This window comes from Paenibacillus sp. 598K (genome assembly GCF_003851045.1).
GTDB lineage: Bacteria > Bacillota > Bacilli > Paenibacillales > Paenibacillaceae > Paenibacillus_D.
Genome location: NZ_BFBX01000011.1, coordinates 130,483 through 143,821, shown reverse-complemented (window position 1 = coordinate 143,821; position 13,339 = coordinate 130,483). Strand labels below are relative to the sequence as shown.

Genomic DNA, 13,339 nt, shown 5'->3' with positions numbered 1-13,339 from the left:
AAAAAGAGCATCCACAGCAACATGCGCTCTGTCGATGCTCTTTTGCGACGATTTATTTGAAGTGATGACATATCTCGGTCACTGCTCCTGCAGCAATGACTACCTTGCCGTACTCCTCCAGCACAGCGGCTGTCACTGAAGTGGCTTCGCCGTATTCCGCCAGGAGCGCGATAATGGCATGGTACTGCGGCGTCTCCAACCCGCTCGGATCAAATGCGAGGATCCATCGATTGCGGTAAGAGTAGAGCCGTCCGTCGGCAGATAGCGCGGCGGCCTGCAACTGCTTGCATGCAGATATGACATCCTCGAAATCCCGATAGGCGTACATGACGACATCGCTTTGTTCGAGGGTAACTTCCATCTCGTATACTTCTTCGTCGTTGTCGTCGTTATCGTCCTGGTCGGCTCGCTCGTGAATATGAGCCTCAGCCTTGCCGCGGGTGACGATCACGACCATTCCTTGCGCTGGCAGCGCAAAAACTTCGACGGCTAACGGCCCGCTGGCGTCAAAACCCAATTCGCTGTATGCCTGGTCCATCATTTCGCTGAACAGTTCATGCACTTTCGGAATTTCGCGCCACATGTCGTCCTTCTGGATCCCACGCTCCAGCAGGTCGTCGAACGTCAGGAAAATCCTGATCTTGTCCTGACTCAATCGCTCGATCTTCATGACAGGATCCTCCTTTGCAGCATCAAGTTATAACAGATTATGAAGCAACATATATTATGTGAACAAAATCATTATATGTAACTATGTTATCATTTTTGACTAGGGATTGCACTACCGGGCGAAAAAATAAATGATCCGCGCCTCCTTGCTAAAGAGGAGGCGCGGATGCCTCGAAAGCGATGGCTTAGACGTGCTGCAAGCCGTTGTCGGCCAAGATTTTATCCGTCTCGCGACGCGCGACTGGGTCGCTGGCGGCAAGCCCTGCCAGCATCGCCATGTCCGCGGCCTCGGCGCCGGGCGACTTTGGCTCCTCCGTCGCAGTCCGCTGCTGGCGTAACGCTTGGCCGACGCCTGCAGCGGCGATCCGCTCTGCCGCCCGATGTCTGACATTGCGCCACACCGCGCAGGTCGCCTCGCCGAGCAGATGCAATGCGCCAGGCCGGCGTCTGGCGACGACGGCCGCTGCCGCCACACCTACGATCCCGCCGACGATCAATGAACCCCATCTCATGCATATCCCTCCTCCAAGCTTGGATGATTGACAGTCTTTAGCTTGCCCCCGGCTCCCATCAAGCATGCAGTCCGCTACGTCTAGCCATCCGTTATGGTACAATAAGGCATGACCTGATCAAGACGATGGAGGGACAACCATGAAACGAATCACCCCGCGCCTCGCAGGAGCTCTGCTCGTACTCGCCCTGCTAGCCGGCTGCACGGCTGGCAGCGGCCAGGACAATGCGGCCGAGCAGCCTGCGCAGACCGAGCAGCCGTCCGCCCCCACAGTCGAGGAAGGCGCGAACGCGATCAACGAGACGGCGACACCGGAAGAAAGGGCTGCAGACGTCTCGGAGGGTGCGGAGGCGGACCAGGCCCCTGTCGAAGCGCCGCCTGAGCCTGTCGAGACAGCCTCGCGAGAACCGCTTTTCGAGATGAATACAGCCTCTTACCGGTTTGAACCTTTGTCCGACGAGACAGACAACAAAGCGGTGCTGCTCTCCTTCGACGACGGTCCCAAGGACAAGGAGCTGCTCGAGCGGATGCTCGCAACATTGGATAACCACGAGGCCAAGGCGATCTTCTTCGTCAACGGCTACCGAGCCAAGCAGCATCCCGAACTGCTGCAACTGATCGTCGACCATGGCCAGACGATCGGCAATCATGCCTGGGACCATATCGATCTGCGCAAGGCCGAGCCTGAGACGGCTCGTACCCAGATCGAGGATGTGCAGCAGTTCGTGGAAGAAACCGTCGGCGAGGCTCCGCGCTTCTTCCGTCCCCCGTTCGGCTCAGGCGGCGACGCGGTCAAGAAGCTCGCAGCAGATCAAGGCTTGCTGTACATGACCTGGTCCAATGGCTCCAAGGACTGGGAGAGCGCCACTCGCGACAAGCCCGACGAGGTAATACGCAACGTCATGGAGCAACTGCATCCCGGGGCCAACATCCTGATGCACGAGCTGGCATGGACGGCCGATGCCCTGGACGAGCTGCTCCAGCGTCTGCAGGACGAAGGCTACAGCTTCATCGATCCCGACCGGATCAAGCTCCCTGACGGCTTGCACGCCGAAAAATAAACAGCCGCACCTCGGCTGGCGCGAGCAAGCGGAGCGGCAGCTTGGAGGTGCCAAACCCCGTGCTGACATACAGCCGGGCAGCAGCTCCGGCTACGCCGCGTCGCTGGACGTGCCAGCCCCGCAGATACGTCAGGATCTCTGTCGAGCGCAGCAGCGGGCCATACCAGGGCAACGCGATCTGACCGCCATGCGTATGCCCCGACAAGACGAGATCGACCGGAGCTCCATCCAACCTGTCGAGGATGTTGGGGTCGTGCGAGAGCAACAGCGTGAACAGACCCGGCTCATCTCCTTCGCCGCTTCGCAGCGCTTCTGCGAGCCGGGCTCGGCCAGTGATCGGATCGTCGACGCCGCATAGCTTCAGACGACCGCCGTCCGCTCCCTTCACCAGGACGAAGCCGTTGACCAGCGGCTGCACGCCTTCCTCTCGCAGCAACGCATCAAGCGGTCCGATCGGATCGTCATAGTCGTGATTGCCATAGACGGCATAGACCGGGCCGAGCTGTGTCAGGAGGCGAGCATTGTCCTTGGTGCGCTGCCACGGCACGCCGCCTTCCCTCAGATCGCCGCCGATGCAGACCAGATCGACCCCGCCCGCCTGCTCGACACGACGGAGCAGACGGGCCGGGATAGAGCGACGATGGATATCGCTAAGGAAGAGCACCCGCAGCCCATCGAGCGATGCGGGCAATCTGGCGAATGCGACTTCCTCACGGATAAGCCGTACACGATGCGCCTCTGTCACCATCCAGGCAGCTACAGCGATTGCCATGCCTGCGATTGCACCCGCCAGCCACCACATGACGCTACCCCCTTCCTATTCTCCGTCTCCAATAGAACTGATCTCATCCCGTTAACAGCTCCCTTGCGCCTTCGGTTGCCTTACGGCCATACATAAACAAAAAAACGACCAGTGAGACAAACAAAACGACTAAGAACCGATAAAACCATTGGGTAAACCTATATCGGCTCGAGGGATACTTTGCCTTTCTGGGGGGCATAGAGCCCTCCGTTACCTCCTCAGCTTCTGTCAGCGCCCGCGTCGGACGTTTATTGCGCCGCTCCTTGCGGTACTTCTCCACTCTGCTCATGATTCCCTCCGATAGCGAATGATGAGTCCCATCACCAGATCGATGGTAAAATGCGCCACAATCGGCGCCCACAGCGAACCGGTCTGTATGTAAATCCAGCCGAGCCCATAACTGATCGAAAACACAAGTCCCGTCGGAATCCAATGTCTGAGATATCTCACATGAATGGCGGCAAACACAATGCTCGTCCAATACGGACCGATCGCAAACTGAATCGCCCCGCGAAAAAGCAGCTCCTCGCACACGGATACGACCAGGCAGATGACCGCGATATGCCACAACGGCCGCTTGCGAAAAATTTTGTCGTTGACGCCGCCGTCATCCGAAGCTTCCTCCGGAACCCAGCGCGAGATCGTCAAATCGACGAGAATGACAGCCGCCGCCAGTCCCAGACCCCAATACAAAACATTTAGCGTTCCCGGAAGCGTCAGTAATGAAATTATATTCTGACGCTGTAATAATATCCATACCAGACCGATAACTAAAATAAGCCCTTGCGATACATATAGATTTATTAGCAGCATGCGGTCGTCGAGCTGATCCGCAGAGACAGGCCTGATTTTGATTTTGCGCCATTTAAATTTTTTCATGAAGTACCGCCTGCCTGAGTAGTATTGATCCTGAGATAGATGCAGCATACAATAGAGAACCATACCTAGCACATGAAGGAGAATTTCGGATGGAGAAACGATTATCGCGTACAGAAATGCTATTTAGCCTCGGCTTTTTATTTATGCTGGTGCTGGCTGTGGCCGCTTTTTTTTATGGCGTCAAAGTAGGAGCCGAAAAAACCGAAACAAAATATCAGCCTATGAAGCATCTGCAAGGAGATGCCAACCAGGTGACCGCATATCAACAGCAGGATCTCGTATCCTTTTATCATACCGTATTTCTGCCTCAGCGTGAATTCCAGAATGAATGGCACGCTTCCTTGAATCGTCTTCGGACGGGACAAGCGACCAATCCTAAGTCGACGTTCAAGGATCTCGAGAAGCTGGCGTCCGAAAAATATGCCCAAGCAGGCGAAGCCGCCATGCCGGCGCTCTCCCCGCTGCTCGTACAGAGCCAGGTGAACGCCCTGAAGAGTCTGAAGCTATTCGAGCAAGCGGCTGCGCGGATGGCCAGCTCCGCGAACAACAAGCAAGCTCAGCTTCTGTTGAAGGAGCTTGCGGATGACGCCTTTTACCAGCAAGCCATACAGCATGCCGGCCTGGGACAGCAGCAGTATTATGATGCGATGCTCAAATGGAGCGCTTCGATGAATGCCGATATTCCGTCCGACTACGAGATGCCGCAAGTGATGGAGATCGGAGTCTGGAAGCAGCTTCCACTGACTGTAAAAAATAAACTGATGTCCGACCAGTTGGCGGCGCGCAGCGTCCTGCCGAATTATTACCCGCAGGACTTGAGCACACGGGTCGATGAGTTCATCGCCACCGGCGAGGCGGCGCGCATGAAAATTCGCACCGTAACCGCGGTCGTTGACCTGTTGCTCGGGACCAAAGCGGTCCGCAGCGGCGATTTTGCAGCCAGCAAAGCGACGTTATACAGCAAGGAGCTGCTCCCGCAGCTCCCGTTCTTCTTCCCAGAGTCAAACAGCTGACCCGACCGGGGCATCAATCGTACTGAAAGCCCTCCAGCGCCGAGACGGCGGCCATGCCGCCCGCTACGTTGGTCAGGTTGTCGTAGCCTTGGTCGGCCAGATAGCGGCACACCTTCTCGCTGCGCACGCCGTGCGCGCAGACGATATACAGCGGTTGCTCGTCACTCAGCTCGTCCAGTCGGGCTGGGATCGTATTCATCGGGATATGCGTCGATCCTTCGATATGATAGTAGTCCCATTCGGAGGGCTCGCGGACATCGATGATTTGGGCCGCCGCCACTTTGCCGTCCGTTATTTGTTCCTTCAGTGTTGCTGCGTCGATCGTGTTCCAATTGCTCACAGTCTCTCTCTCCTTGCGCCGCAGCGAACTTCTGCCGTTGCCCGGCTTCTGATGGCGTCCGAAGCCGGCCGCTTGCTTGCATCATAACGAAATTCAGCAGATTGTTCAAGTTTTGTCATTGCAATCTACCACCAGCTTGCTATAAAATAGTAGAGGTTATGAATGTTCGTGAATGCAACCCTCGTCCCGCTGCTGCACAACGGTGCCGTGGACCGGGTTTTTTCAATTCCAATTAAACTGATGTGTTTATCCTTAGGAGGTCTAACCCACATGTTCAAAGTGCTAGTATCGGATCCGATCAGCGATCTGGGAATTCAGCAGCTCGTCGAAGCTGCCGACGTGACCGTCGACAAGAAGCCCGGTCTCAGTGAGGATGAACTGATCGCCATCATCGGAGAGTACGATGCGCTGCTCGTCCGCAGCCAGACGCGCGTCACCGAGAAGATCATGGAAGCCGGCAAGCAGCTCAAGGTCGTCGGCCGCGCTGGCGTCGGCGTCGACAATATCGATCTGCAAGCCGCCACGGCGCGCGGCATCATCGTCATCAACGCGCCTGATGGCAACACGATCACAACGTGCGAGCATACCTTCGCCATGATGATGGCGCTGGCGCGTCATATCCCTCAAGCCTACATGAAGACGGTAGGCGGCGTATGGGATCGCAAATCCTTCCTCGGCGTCGAGCTGCGCAACAAGGTGCTCGGCGTCATGGGTATGGGCCGCATTGGCAGCGAGGTTGCCGCGCGCGCCAAAGCATTCGGCATGGAAATTATGGGCTACGATCCGTTCCTGACCGAGGACAGAGCGGCGAAGCTCGGCGTCAAGCTCGCCAGCGTCGACGAGATCGTCCGCCAGGCCGACTTTATCACCGTCCATACGCCTCTGACCCCGGAGACGCGCCATATGATCTCCAAGGCGCAGTTCGAGGTGATGAAGCCAGGCATGCGCATCGTCAACTGCGCGCGCGGCGGCATCATCGACGAGCTGGCGCTGGTCGAAGCGATCGACCAGGGCATCGTCGCCGGCGCAGCCTTTGACGTATTCGAGTCGGAGCCGCCAGCGGACGATCATCCGTTCCTGAAGCATCCGAAGGTCATCGTCACGCCGCATCTGGGCGCATCGACTGTAGAGGCGCAAGAGAACGTCGCGATCGACGTATCCGAGCAAGTGCTGCACATCCTGCGCAATGAGCCGTTCGCCAATGCCGTCAATATGCCGCCGATCCCAAGCGAGCTGCTGAACAAGCTGCAGCCTTACTTCTCGCTCGGCGAGAAGCTCGGAAGCTTTGTCGCTCAGTTATCCCAAGGCGCCGTATCCGAGATCTTGGTCAGCTTCTCCGGTGAACTGGCAGAGGTGGATACCCAGCCGCTGACGCGTCACATTGTCAAAGGCGTGCTTGCCTTCCATCTCGGACTGGAACAAGTCAATATTGTCAACTCGATGCACCTGGCCAAGCTGCGGGGCGTGAACGTCGTCGTCCAGAAGTCTCCTGAAGCCAAGGGCTTCACGAACCTCGTGTCCGTGACGCTCAAGACGAAAGATAAGGAACGTCATGTGGCCGGCACGCTGTTAAACGGCTATGGCTCGCGGATCGTACAAATTGACAAATTCCCGGTGGACGTTACGCCGAGCGGCAATCTGATTCTGATCTCCCACAATGACAAGCCGGGCATTATTGGTCGTGTAGGCTCGCTGCTGGGCGCCAATGATGTGAACATCGCTACGATGCAGGTTGGACGCGAGCTTGTCGGTGGCGCAGCCATCATGGTGCTTACAGTAGACAAGGCTCCAACCAAAGAAGTCATCGATGAGTTGGCCAAATTGTCCGATATCAACAAAGCGAAAGAAATTATCCTGTTTTAAGGATCAATATAATCAATACAATAATCAAAGGCCCGAGTCGTCAGCTGACGACTCGGGCCCTTCTTTTTCCTGTTAGTCTTCCAATCTGCGATAGCGGAAATAATCAAAGTCGGCATGCCCGCCGGACTGGCTCGACGCATAAGCAAATAGCCCGATCCGGTAGCCCATAAAATGATCCAGCGTATACTTCATATGCAGCGTCTCGCCAAGCACCGTCCAGGAAGAGCCGTCGAGCGAATAATGGAAGGTCGCCTCGTCGATACTGTCCGCGAAGTTGAAGACGATACGCAGATGGACAAGCTCGCCTTCCAGCGGCGTCGCCGCCAGCTCTCGATCGCCGCCTGTCCCATCATTCACGCACATTGAGAGCCACCGACGACCGTCCTCGTCCACCCGAACGCCGATCGTACCAAAGTGGCTCTGCAAGGCGATCAGACCCCCACGCTCGCCTGACTGCAAGCCGCTCGTATCGAGAAGGACGGTTGCTTCGCAGGCGGGCCCTTCGGTGCGCAAGGTCAGCGTATTGCGCGCCTGCAGCACGCTCGGCGTCGGATCAGCTGTCCTCAGCCGCAGATGCCCTGACCGTTCGGTAACAGACCAGGAGCTATGGTCGGGATTGTGATTCCATTGCCATTGCAGAGCGAGACGGTCCTCCTCGTACTCGAACTCATCGCTGATGACCAGCGGCTGGCCAGGCTTCTCGGGCAGCGGGACGGTGAACTGCGCCGGCACTTTGCCATCGTATCCGAAGACCGGCCAGTCCGCCTCCCATGTCATCGGCACGAGGATCGGGATGCGACCGACCGCATCATGATCCTGGAACAGCATCGCGTACCAATCGCCGGACGGCGTGTCGAAGATACCGCCTTGCGCAACTCCTTTGTTATGGTAGCCGAGGTCGTCGTCGAGCACAACCCTGCGCTCGTAGGGGCCGAGCAGCTCGCGCGAGCGATAGCAGATCTGACGACGGCGTCTGTTGCCCTCGCGCGGCCACTCGATGAACAACAGATAGTAATAGCCATTAAGCTTGTAGGCATGACAGCCTTCGCAGCGCAAGCCGATGCCCTCGCGCTCCGTCTCGAACAGCAGCTGCTGGATACCGTCCGGCTTCACGCCCGAAAGGTCCGGCAGCAGCTCGGTCAGGTAGATGTCGCCATTGCCATAAAAGACGAATACACGGTCCTCGTCGAACAAGAGAGCGGGGTCGTGACGCAATCCCTCGATGACCGTCCTTGTCCACGGGCCATGCTCGATATCCGCTGTCTGATAGATATAGAAGGCCTTTGTATCGTTGCAGGAAAAACAGACGTAGGCAATGCCGTTGTGATACTTCAGACTCGCAGCCCAGGAGCCTTGGCCGTAAATATGATTGCCGCCATGCAGATTATGGCCGTCATTATCCTCGAGCGTATCGAATACATAGCTGACAATCTCCCAATGCTTGAGATCCTCCGAGCGCATGATCGGGCAACCAGGCATGCTGTGCATGCTGGTGCTGATCATATAATAAACGTTGCCGATCCGAATCGGGTCGACGTCAGGCACGTCCGACCACAGGAGCGGGTTGCTGATGAGCGTATTGGTCATGGATGATTGCCTCCACTCGGTCAATTGTGTGATTCAGGTACGATTACAATTGCGCTGATCGCCTTCCATTGCGGATCGAGATCCCGGTCCACCGTCAGATCCAGTACCGGCTCGCCATCGATGTCGAAGTGAACCCGCCTTATGCCGGTGCATCTCGGCCCTTTGACGCCGTCTCTGGCATGATAGACGTTGAGCAGATTGCCGTCCTCGTCGCGCACATAAGAGTTGTGTCCAGGGCCGTATTGACCCGGCACAGAGCTGGAAGCGAGCAGCGGATAGTTGCCTTTGGCCCAGCTCCCCGGATCGAGCAGATCGGCGCCACGCGCGGCGGAGAGCAGACCGACGCAGTAGGTCGCATTGACCAGCGCACTGGAGAATGTCAAGTGCACCCGGTCCTCCGTGAAGATGGCATACGGTCCCTCATCAACGAACGTATGATTGTTGGCCCAGCTGTACTCCGGCCTTGAGAGTAGTACCGGCTCGCTTACCAGCAGCCATGGCTGCTGCGGGTCGAGACGCGCGATATAGAGCCACGATCCCAGATCCACCGGCGTCAGCTGTCGTTGCGCCCAGACGACGTAATGCTGGCCGTCTGTCTGGAAGTACGTCATATCGAGCGTGATGCCGTTCTCGAACAAATAGCTGCCGTCCTGGCGCTGCACCCGAATTGGCGTCTCCCAATCGTCCGCTCGGAGTGGATCACCCCCTGCCTTCATCCGCATCACATAACAATGAATATCGCCGAACTCGCCGCTGCTGCCGGCAAAAAGCACCGTGAGCCGCCCGTCAATCGTATGCAGCTCCGGCGCCCACCAGAATACGCCGAGCAGGAACGGATAATCGCCATTGCCGACGATGCGATGCTCCTCGGCGTCGAACAGACCGTCGATCGTCTCCGACGATCTGACATAGAAGCCAGGCTCGTACGAGCGATCATCCGTCGTGGCGATGAAGTAATAACGATCATTCCAGCTTGCGATGCACGGATCTGCGCGATCTACCGCCAACGGGAATGGATAGCGGGCTTGCCGCACCCGGCCCGTCACCGCGTATTCCCCCGGCGTGGACCAGTCGATGCCGGAGGGATCCCAATCGACGCGCTTCCAGGCTTCGGAGCCGTCGTTATACAGCGCCAAAGCTTGTACGTCGCGAAGCTCTGCCTCCGTGCTGGCGCGGATGGGGGACGCTACGGCAACAGAGACGTTATGCAGCGGCATCAATTTCCGTTGCAGTCTTGCCCCGATCTCATCACTTAAGGTCAGTACATGACAAGGCTCGGCGCCGCCGATATCGACAACAAGCTTGTCCGCTTCGAAGCTCGACGTCGGTACGGCCTCTGAAACGACTGCATCGCTGTCGACCGAGTCCAGCATGCTCTGATACCAACGCCCCGATGCATCTCTCCACCGAATCTCGTATTGTGCCAGCTCCTCGTTGTATACGCATACAACATCCTCGACGAAATCCTCGCCGCCCAGATCAACCAGGCCACATTCCTCATAATGAATCAGGTCGGCGGTGGCGAACAGCAGCACAGCTCCCTTGCTCTCCTCATCAGGCGCGCCTGTCTCCGACGTACGTATCGCCATCACGCCAAAGCCGCCCTCCGGCCTATGAAACAGACAAGGACGCTTCAATGTTTTGGCCGACAGTCGACCATCCGGTTGCTCCGTGGCTCGCGCATAGAGCACACCGGTGTTGCGATTGAGCGGGACGAACGATCCGTCCTCCTCACGAATCGCCAAATGCATGCTGTAAGCCAGCTTTGGCGAATAGATGTCCTCCTCTTGCGGTTCCCGAGTATAGCTTAAGATATCCATCCTCGATACGCTCCCCTTCCAAGCTTCTGTTTACTTCCATGATAACAGGACTTCCCTCTACTAAATTAACACATTCACTAATCTGTGAAAAGGTTAATTTGGGAAAGTAGAAACAGAGCATTTGAGGTTAGCACAAAAAGGCCAGCGGTCCGCCTCAGCAGTCCACTAGCCTTTGATCATGCAATGTTCCACGTACAACAAGAATAAACGCCATCCTCAGACAAGAGCTAGTGCGCTTCGACAGGAAGCAGCACCGAAAAGGCGGTGCCTTCGCCGAGTTGGCTCTCGACGCGAATCGTGCCGCGATGCGACTCGATGATGCTTTTGACGATCGCCAGACCAAGGCCCGTACCTGAAGAGCTCGCGCGCGTCCTCGCCTTGTCTGCCTTGTAGAAGCGCTCGAAGATAAAGGGCAGATCCTCCGAAGGAATGCCTTGGCCTTCGTCCTTGACGACCAGCTGTAGGAAGGGGCGGTTATCGATCTGCACCACGTCGGCCTGGATGAAGATGCCCTCGTCTTCCGAAGTGTGGCGCAGCGCATTGTCCAACAGATTCGTCAGCACCTGCTCAAGCCGATCCTCATCGGCATGCTGCAGCAGCAAGGGCCGCTCAGGGCATTCATAACGAAGCCGGATGCCTCTCTCCTTGGCATAGACCTGGAACTTGCGGTGGACACGCGTGATCAGCGCCTGCACATCCACCTGCCCCATATTCATCTGCAGATGTCCGGCCTCCATCCGCGCCAGATCGAGCAGATCCTTAACCAGTCGGCTCATCCGCAGCGACTCGTCATGAATGACCTGGACGAGCTCCTGCCGCTCCTCTGGCGAAGCGGCGATATCGTCCATGAGCGCTTCGCTGTAGCCCTGGAGCATCGAGAGCGGCGTACGGATCTCATGCGACACATTGGCGACGAAGTCACGCCGCAGCTTCTCGAGCTTGTACTCCTCCGTCACATTCCGCATGACGGCGACGGCGCCGCGCACATGGTTGTTGGACTTGAGCGGCGCCATGACGACAGACCAGACTCCGCTCATCACATTGATTTTGGCGCTCTGGTCATGTCCCTCACGGACGACCTTGCGATACAGATCGTACAGCGGCGCAGGCACCTCGCCATAGGTGACGAAGGTCCCGGAAGGGTCGGACCACTCCAGCGTACTCCATTGCTCCATCAGTCGCTGGCCTTCCGGGTTGGTGAGGATGACCTTGCCCGCTGCGTCGAAGGTGATGACCGCATCCGCCATACTGCGCAGCACGCTTGAGAGATGGTCCTTCTCGTGGGAGAGGTCCTTGATCAGCATCTCGACCTCTTCGGCCATATGGTTGAACGTATGGGACAGATCGCCGATCTCGTCGGAGGAGCGGATCTGCACCCGCGACCGGTAATCGCCCTGCGCGATCCGGTCGGCCGCCTTCTTCAGCTGCGTCAGCGGCTGCGTGATCTTGGTGATCAGGAAGAAGGCAAAAAACGTCGTCAGCAGAAAGCCAATCACGCCAACGACGACAAACAAAACCTTGATATCATGCGCATAGTCAAAAAACTCAATGTCGACATAGGCGAGCAAAAATACGCCCAAAATGATGAGCACGACAGCCACAAGCAAAATGATCGTGATCCAGAGCTTGCCAACGACACTTTTCCACAGCATCTTACTTCGGCACCTCAAGCTTGTAGCCGACGCCCCATACGGTAGTGATCATCGCCGCAGCATCCGGCGACACTTTGTTCAGCTTCTCGCGAAGCCGCTTGACATGAGTATCGACGGTGCGCAGATCGCCGAAAAACTCATAGTTCCAGACGTCCTTCAGCAGCTCCTCGCGGCTGAACACCTTGTCGGGCGAGACCGCCAAATAATGAAGCAGCTCGTACTCCTTGGGGGTCAGGCTCACCTCCTGGCCGCCTGCGGACACGCGGTGCGCATCATGCTCGATGACCAGATGCGGGAAGACGATATTGTTGCTGGAGTTCGCTTCCTTGGTCAGGTATGCGGTGGCCGACGAGCGACGCAGGATCGCCTTGACCCGATAGATGACCTCGCGCGGGCTGAACGGCTTGACGACATAGTCGTCGGCGCCGACCTCGAAGCCCTGGACGCGATTCATCTCCTCGCCCTTGGCGGTCAGCATGATGACCGGCGTCGACTTGACCTGACGCAGCCTGGAGCAGACCTCGATCCCGTCGATCCCGGGCAGCATAACGTCCAGCAACACCAGGTCAAAATCGGAGGAGGTCGCCATCCGCAGCGCAGACTCTCCATCCTCCGCCTCATCGATGGCGTACCCTTCCTTCTCCAGATACATTTTCAAGAGACGGCGGATCCGCTCTTCATCGTCGACTACCAGTATGCGCTGCATATACTCGGACATAGTGCGCCTCTCCTCTCGCTACAGTAACAGTAAGACTAGTCTAGCTTACACCAGCATAGGAGTGCAAGCCGGAGATGACCAGATTGACGCCGATCAGCGTGAACATGACGATGACGAAGCCAATCACGGCAAGCCAGGCCGAAGGCGCGCCCTGCCAGCCCCGCGACAAGCGCAGATGCAGATAAGCGCTGTAGAACAGCCAGGTGATAAGCGCCCACACTTCTTTGGGATCCCAGCCCCAGAAGCGAGACCAGGCGATATTGGCCCAGATCATCGCGAAGATGAGCGCCCCCAACGTGAAGACCGGGAAGCCGATCGCGATCGCGCGATACGTAATCTCATCCAGATCATCCGGATCGATGCCGTCCATTAGCGGATGAATGACCGCGCCGAGCGGCTTGCGCAGCACGAGCCGCAGCAGGCC

13 protein-coding genes are annotated in these 13,339 nt (G+C 57.4%); 3 read left to right on the top strand and 10 right to left on the bottom strand.

Annotated elements, in window-relative coordinates; translation table 11 throughout:
- Positions 1 to 52 precede the first annotated feature (52 nt).
- Complete coding sequence (locus tag PA598K_RS04910) at positions 53 to 670, bottom strand: genetic competence negative regulator (protein ID WP_128655852.1); 618 nt, start codon at positions 668 to 670, stop codon at positions 53 to 55.
- Positions 671 to 854: 184 nt separating this feature from the next.
- A complete protein-coding gene (locus PA598K_RS04905; RefSeq protein WP_128655851.1) occupies positions 855 to 1,181 on the bottom strand; it encodes a hypothetical protein in 327 nt (108 codons plus the stop codon).
- 139 nt (positions 1,182 to 1,320) lie between these two features.
- On the opposite strand from PA598K_RS04905, the gene PA598K_RS04900 reads away from it, so the two are divergent.
- Positions 1,321 to 2,241: a polysaccharide deacetylase family protein gene (locus PA598K_RS04900; protein WP_128655850.1), complete on the top strand. Its 921-nt coding sequence runs from the start codon at positions 1,321 to 1,323 to the stop codon at positions 2,239 to 2,241.
- On the opposite strand, the gene PA598K_RS04895 is transcribed toward PA598K_RS04900, so the two are convergent.
- Together PA598K_RS04895 and PA598K_RS04890 are read right to left on the bottom strand one after the other, a co-directional pair.
- Positions 2,207 to 3,043 carry a metallophosphoesterase gene (locus PA598K_RS04895; RefSeq protein WP_128655849.1) on the bottom strand — a complete coding sequence of 279 codons (837 nt, stop codon included), beginning with the start codon at positions 3,041 to 3,043 and terminating at the stop codon, positions 2,207 to 2,209. The genes PA598K_RS04900 and PA598K_RS04895 overlap by 35 nt on opposite strands.
- 285 nt (positions 3,044 to 3,328) lie before the next feature.
- Positions 3,329 to 3,922, bottom strand: a complete 594-nt coding sequence (locus PA598K_RS04890; RefSeq protein WP_128655848.1) for a CPBP family intramembrane glutamic endopeptidase — start codon at positions 3,920 to 3,922, stop codon at positions 3,329 to 3,331.
- An 89-nt stretch (positions 3,923 to 4,011) separates the two neighbouring features.
- Here PA598K_RS04890 and PA598K_RS04885 point away from each other — a divergent pair, with 89 nt between their 5' ends.
- Positions 4,012 to 4,935, top strand: coding sequence for a hypothetical protein (locus PA598K_RS04885; RefSeq protein ID WP_128655847.1), 924 nt, complete (start codon positions 4,012 to 4,014; stop codon positions 4,933 to 4,935).
- A 13-nt stretch (positions 4,936 to 4,948) separates the two neighbouring features.
- Here PA598K_RS04885 and PA598K_RS04880 read toward each other — a convergent pair whose 3' ends face one another.
- Positions 4,949 to 5,275, bottom strand: coding sequence for a rhodanese-like domain-containing protein (locus tag PA598K_RS04880; protein WP_128655846.1), 327 nt, complete (start codon positions 5,273 to 5,275; stop codon positions 4,949 to 4,951).
- 270 nt (positions 5,276 to 5,545) lie between these two features.
- Between PA598K_RS04880 and serA the strand changes: the two genes are divergently transcribed.
- Positions 5,546 to 7,138 carry a phosphoglycerate dehydrogenase gene (serA, locus tag PA598K_RS04875; RefSeq protein WP_128655845.1) on the top strand — a complete coding sequence of 531 codons (1,593 nt, stop codon included), beginning with the start codon at positions 5,546 to 5,548 and terminating at the stop codon, positions 7,136 to 7,138.
- A gap of 72 nt (positions 7,139 to 7,210) precedes the next feature.
- On the opposite strand, the gene PA598K_RS04870 is transcribed toward serA, so the two are convergent.
- From PA598K_RS04870 to ccsA, 5 genes are all read right to left on the bottom strand, one after another.
- Positions 7,211 to 8,725, bottom strand: coding sequence for a glycoside hydrolase family 43 protein (locus PA598K_RS04870; RefSeq protein ID WP_128655844.1), 1,515 nt, complete (start codon positions 8,723 to 8,725; stop codon positions 7,211 to 7,213).
- A 20-nt stretch (positions 8,726 to 8,745) separates the two neighbouring features.
- Positions 8,746 to 10,545 (bottom strand): family 43 glycosylhydrolase, encoded by a 1,800-nt coding sequence (locus PA598K_RS04865; protein ID WP_128655843.1) that lies wholly within the window; start codon positions 10,543 to 10,545, stop codon positions 8,746 to 8,748.
- A gap of 227 nt (positions 10,546 to 10,772) precedes the next feature.
- Complete coding sequence (locus PA598K_RS04860; RefSeq protein WP_128655842.1) at positions 10,773 to 12,197, bottom strand: HAMP domain-containing sensor histidine kinase; 1,425 nt, start codon at positions 12,195 to 12,197, stop codon at positions 10,773 to 10,775.
- Position 12,198: 1 nt separating this feature from the next.
- Positions 12,199 to 12,915 carry a response regulator transcription factor gene (locus PA598K_RS04855; RefSeq protein ID WP_128655841.1) on the bottom strand — a complete coding sequence of 239 codons (717 nt, stop codon included), beginning with the start codon at positions 12,913 to 12,915 and terminating at the stop codon, positions 12,199 to 12,201.
- A 40-nt stretch (positions 12,916 to 12,955) separates the two neighbouring features.
- On the bottom strand, positions 12,956 to 13,339 hold a 384-nt coding region (gene ccsA, locus PA598K_RS37720), incomplete at its 5' end, for a cytochrome c biogenesis protein CcsA (protein ID WP_260405269.1).

Excerpts from the sequence above, each read along its gene's own strand:
- PA598K_RS04910 (WP_128655852.1), bottom strand. The coding sequence starts at position 670 with ATGAAGATCGAGCGATTGAGTCAGGACAAGATCAGGATTTTCCTGACG.
- PA598K_RS04905 (WP_128655851.1), bottom strand. The coding sequence starts at position 1,181 with ATGAGATGGGGTTCATTGATCGTCGGCGGGATCGTAGGTGTGGCGGCA.
- PA598K_RS04900 (WP_128655850.1), top strand. The coding sequence starts at position 1,321 with ATGAAACGAATCACCCCGCGCCTCGCAGGAGCTCTGCTCGTACTCGCC.
- PA598K_RS04895 (WP_128655849.1), bottom strand. The coding sequence starts at position 3,043 with ATGTGGTGGCTGGCGGGTGCAATCGCAGGCATGGCAATCGCTGTAGCT.
- PA598K_RS04890 (WP_128655848.1), bottom strand. The coding sequence starts at position 3,922 with ATGAAAAAATTTAAATGGCGCAAAATCAAAATCAGGCCTGTCTCTGCG.
- PA598K_RS04885 (WP_128655847.1), top strand. The coding sequence starts at position 4,012 with ATGGAGAAACGATTATCGCGTACAGAAATGCTATTTAGCCTCGGCTTT.
- serA (WP_128655845.1), top strand. The coding sequence starts at position 5,546 with ATGTTCAAAGTGCTAGTATCGGATCCGATCAGCGATCTGGGAATTCAG.
- PA598K_RS04870 (WP_128655844.1), bottom strand. The coding sequence starts at position 8,725 with ATGACCAATACGCTCATCAGCAACCCGCTCCTGTGGTCGGACGTGCCT.
- PA598K_RS04865 (WP_128655843.1), bottom strand. The coding sequence starts at position 10,545 with ATGGATATCTTAAGCTATACTCGGGAACCGCAAGAGGAGGACATCTAT.
- PA598K_RS04860 (WP_128655842.1), bottom strand. The coding sequence starts at position 12,197 with ATGCTGTGGAAAAGTGTCGTTGGCAAGCTCTGGATCACGATCATTTTG.
- PA598K_RS04855 (WP_128655841.1), bottom strand. The coding sequence starts at position 12,915 with ATGTCCGAGTATATGCAGCGCATACTGGTAGTCGACGATGAAGAGCGG.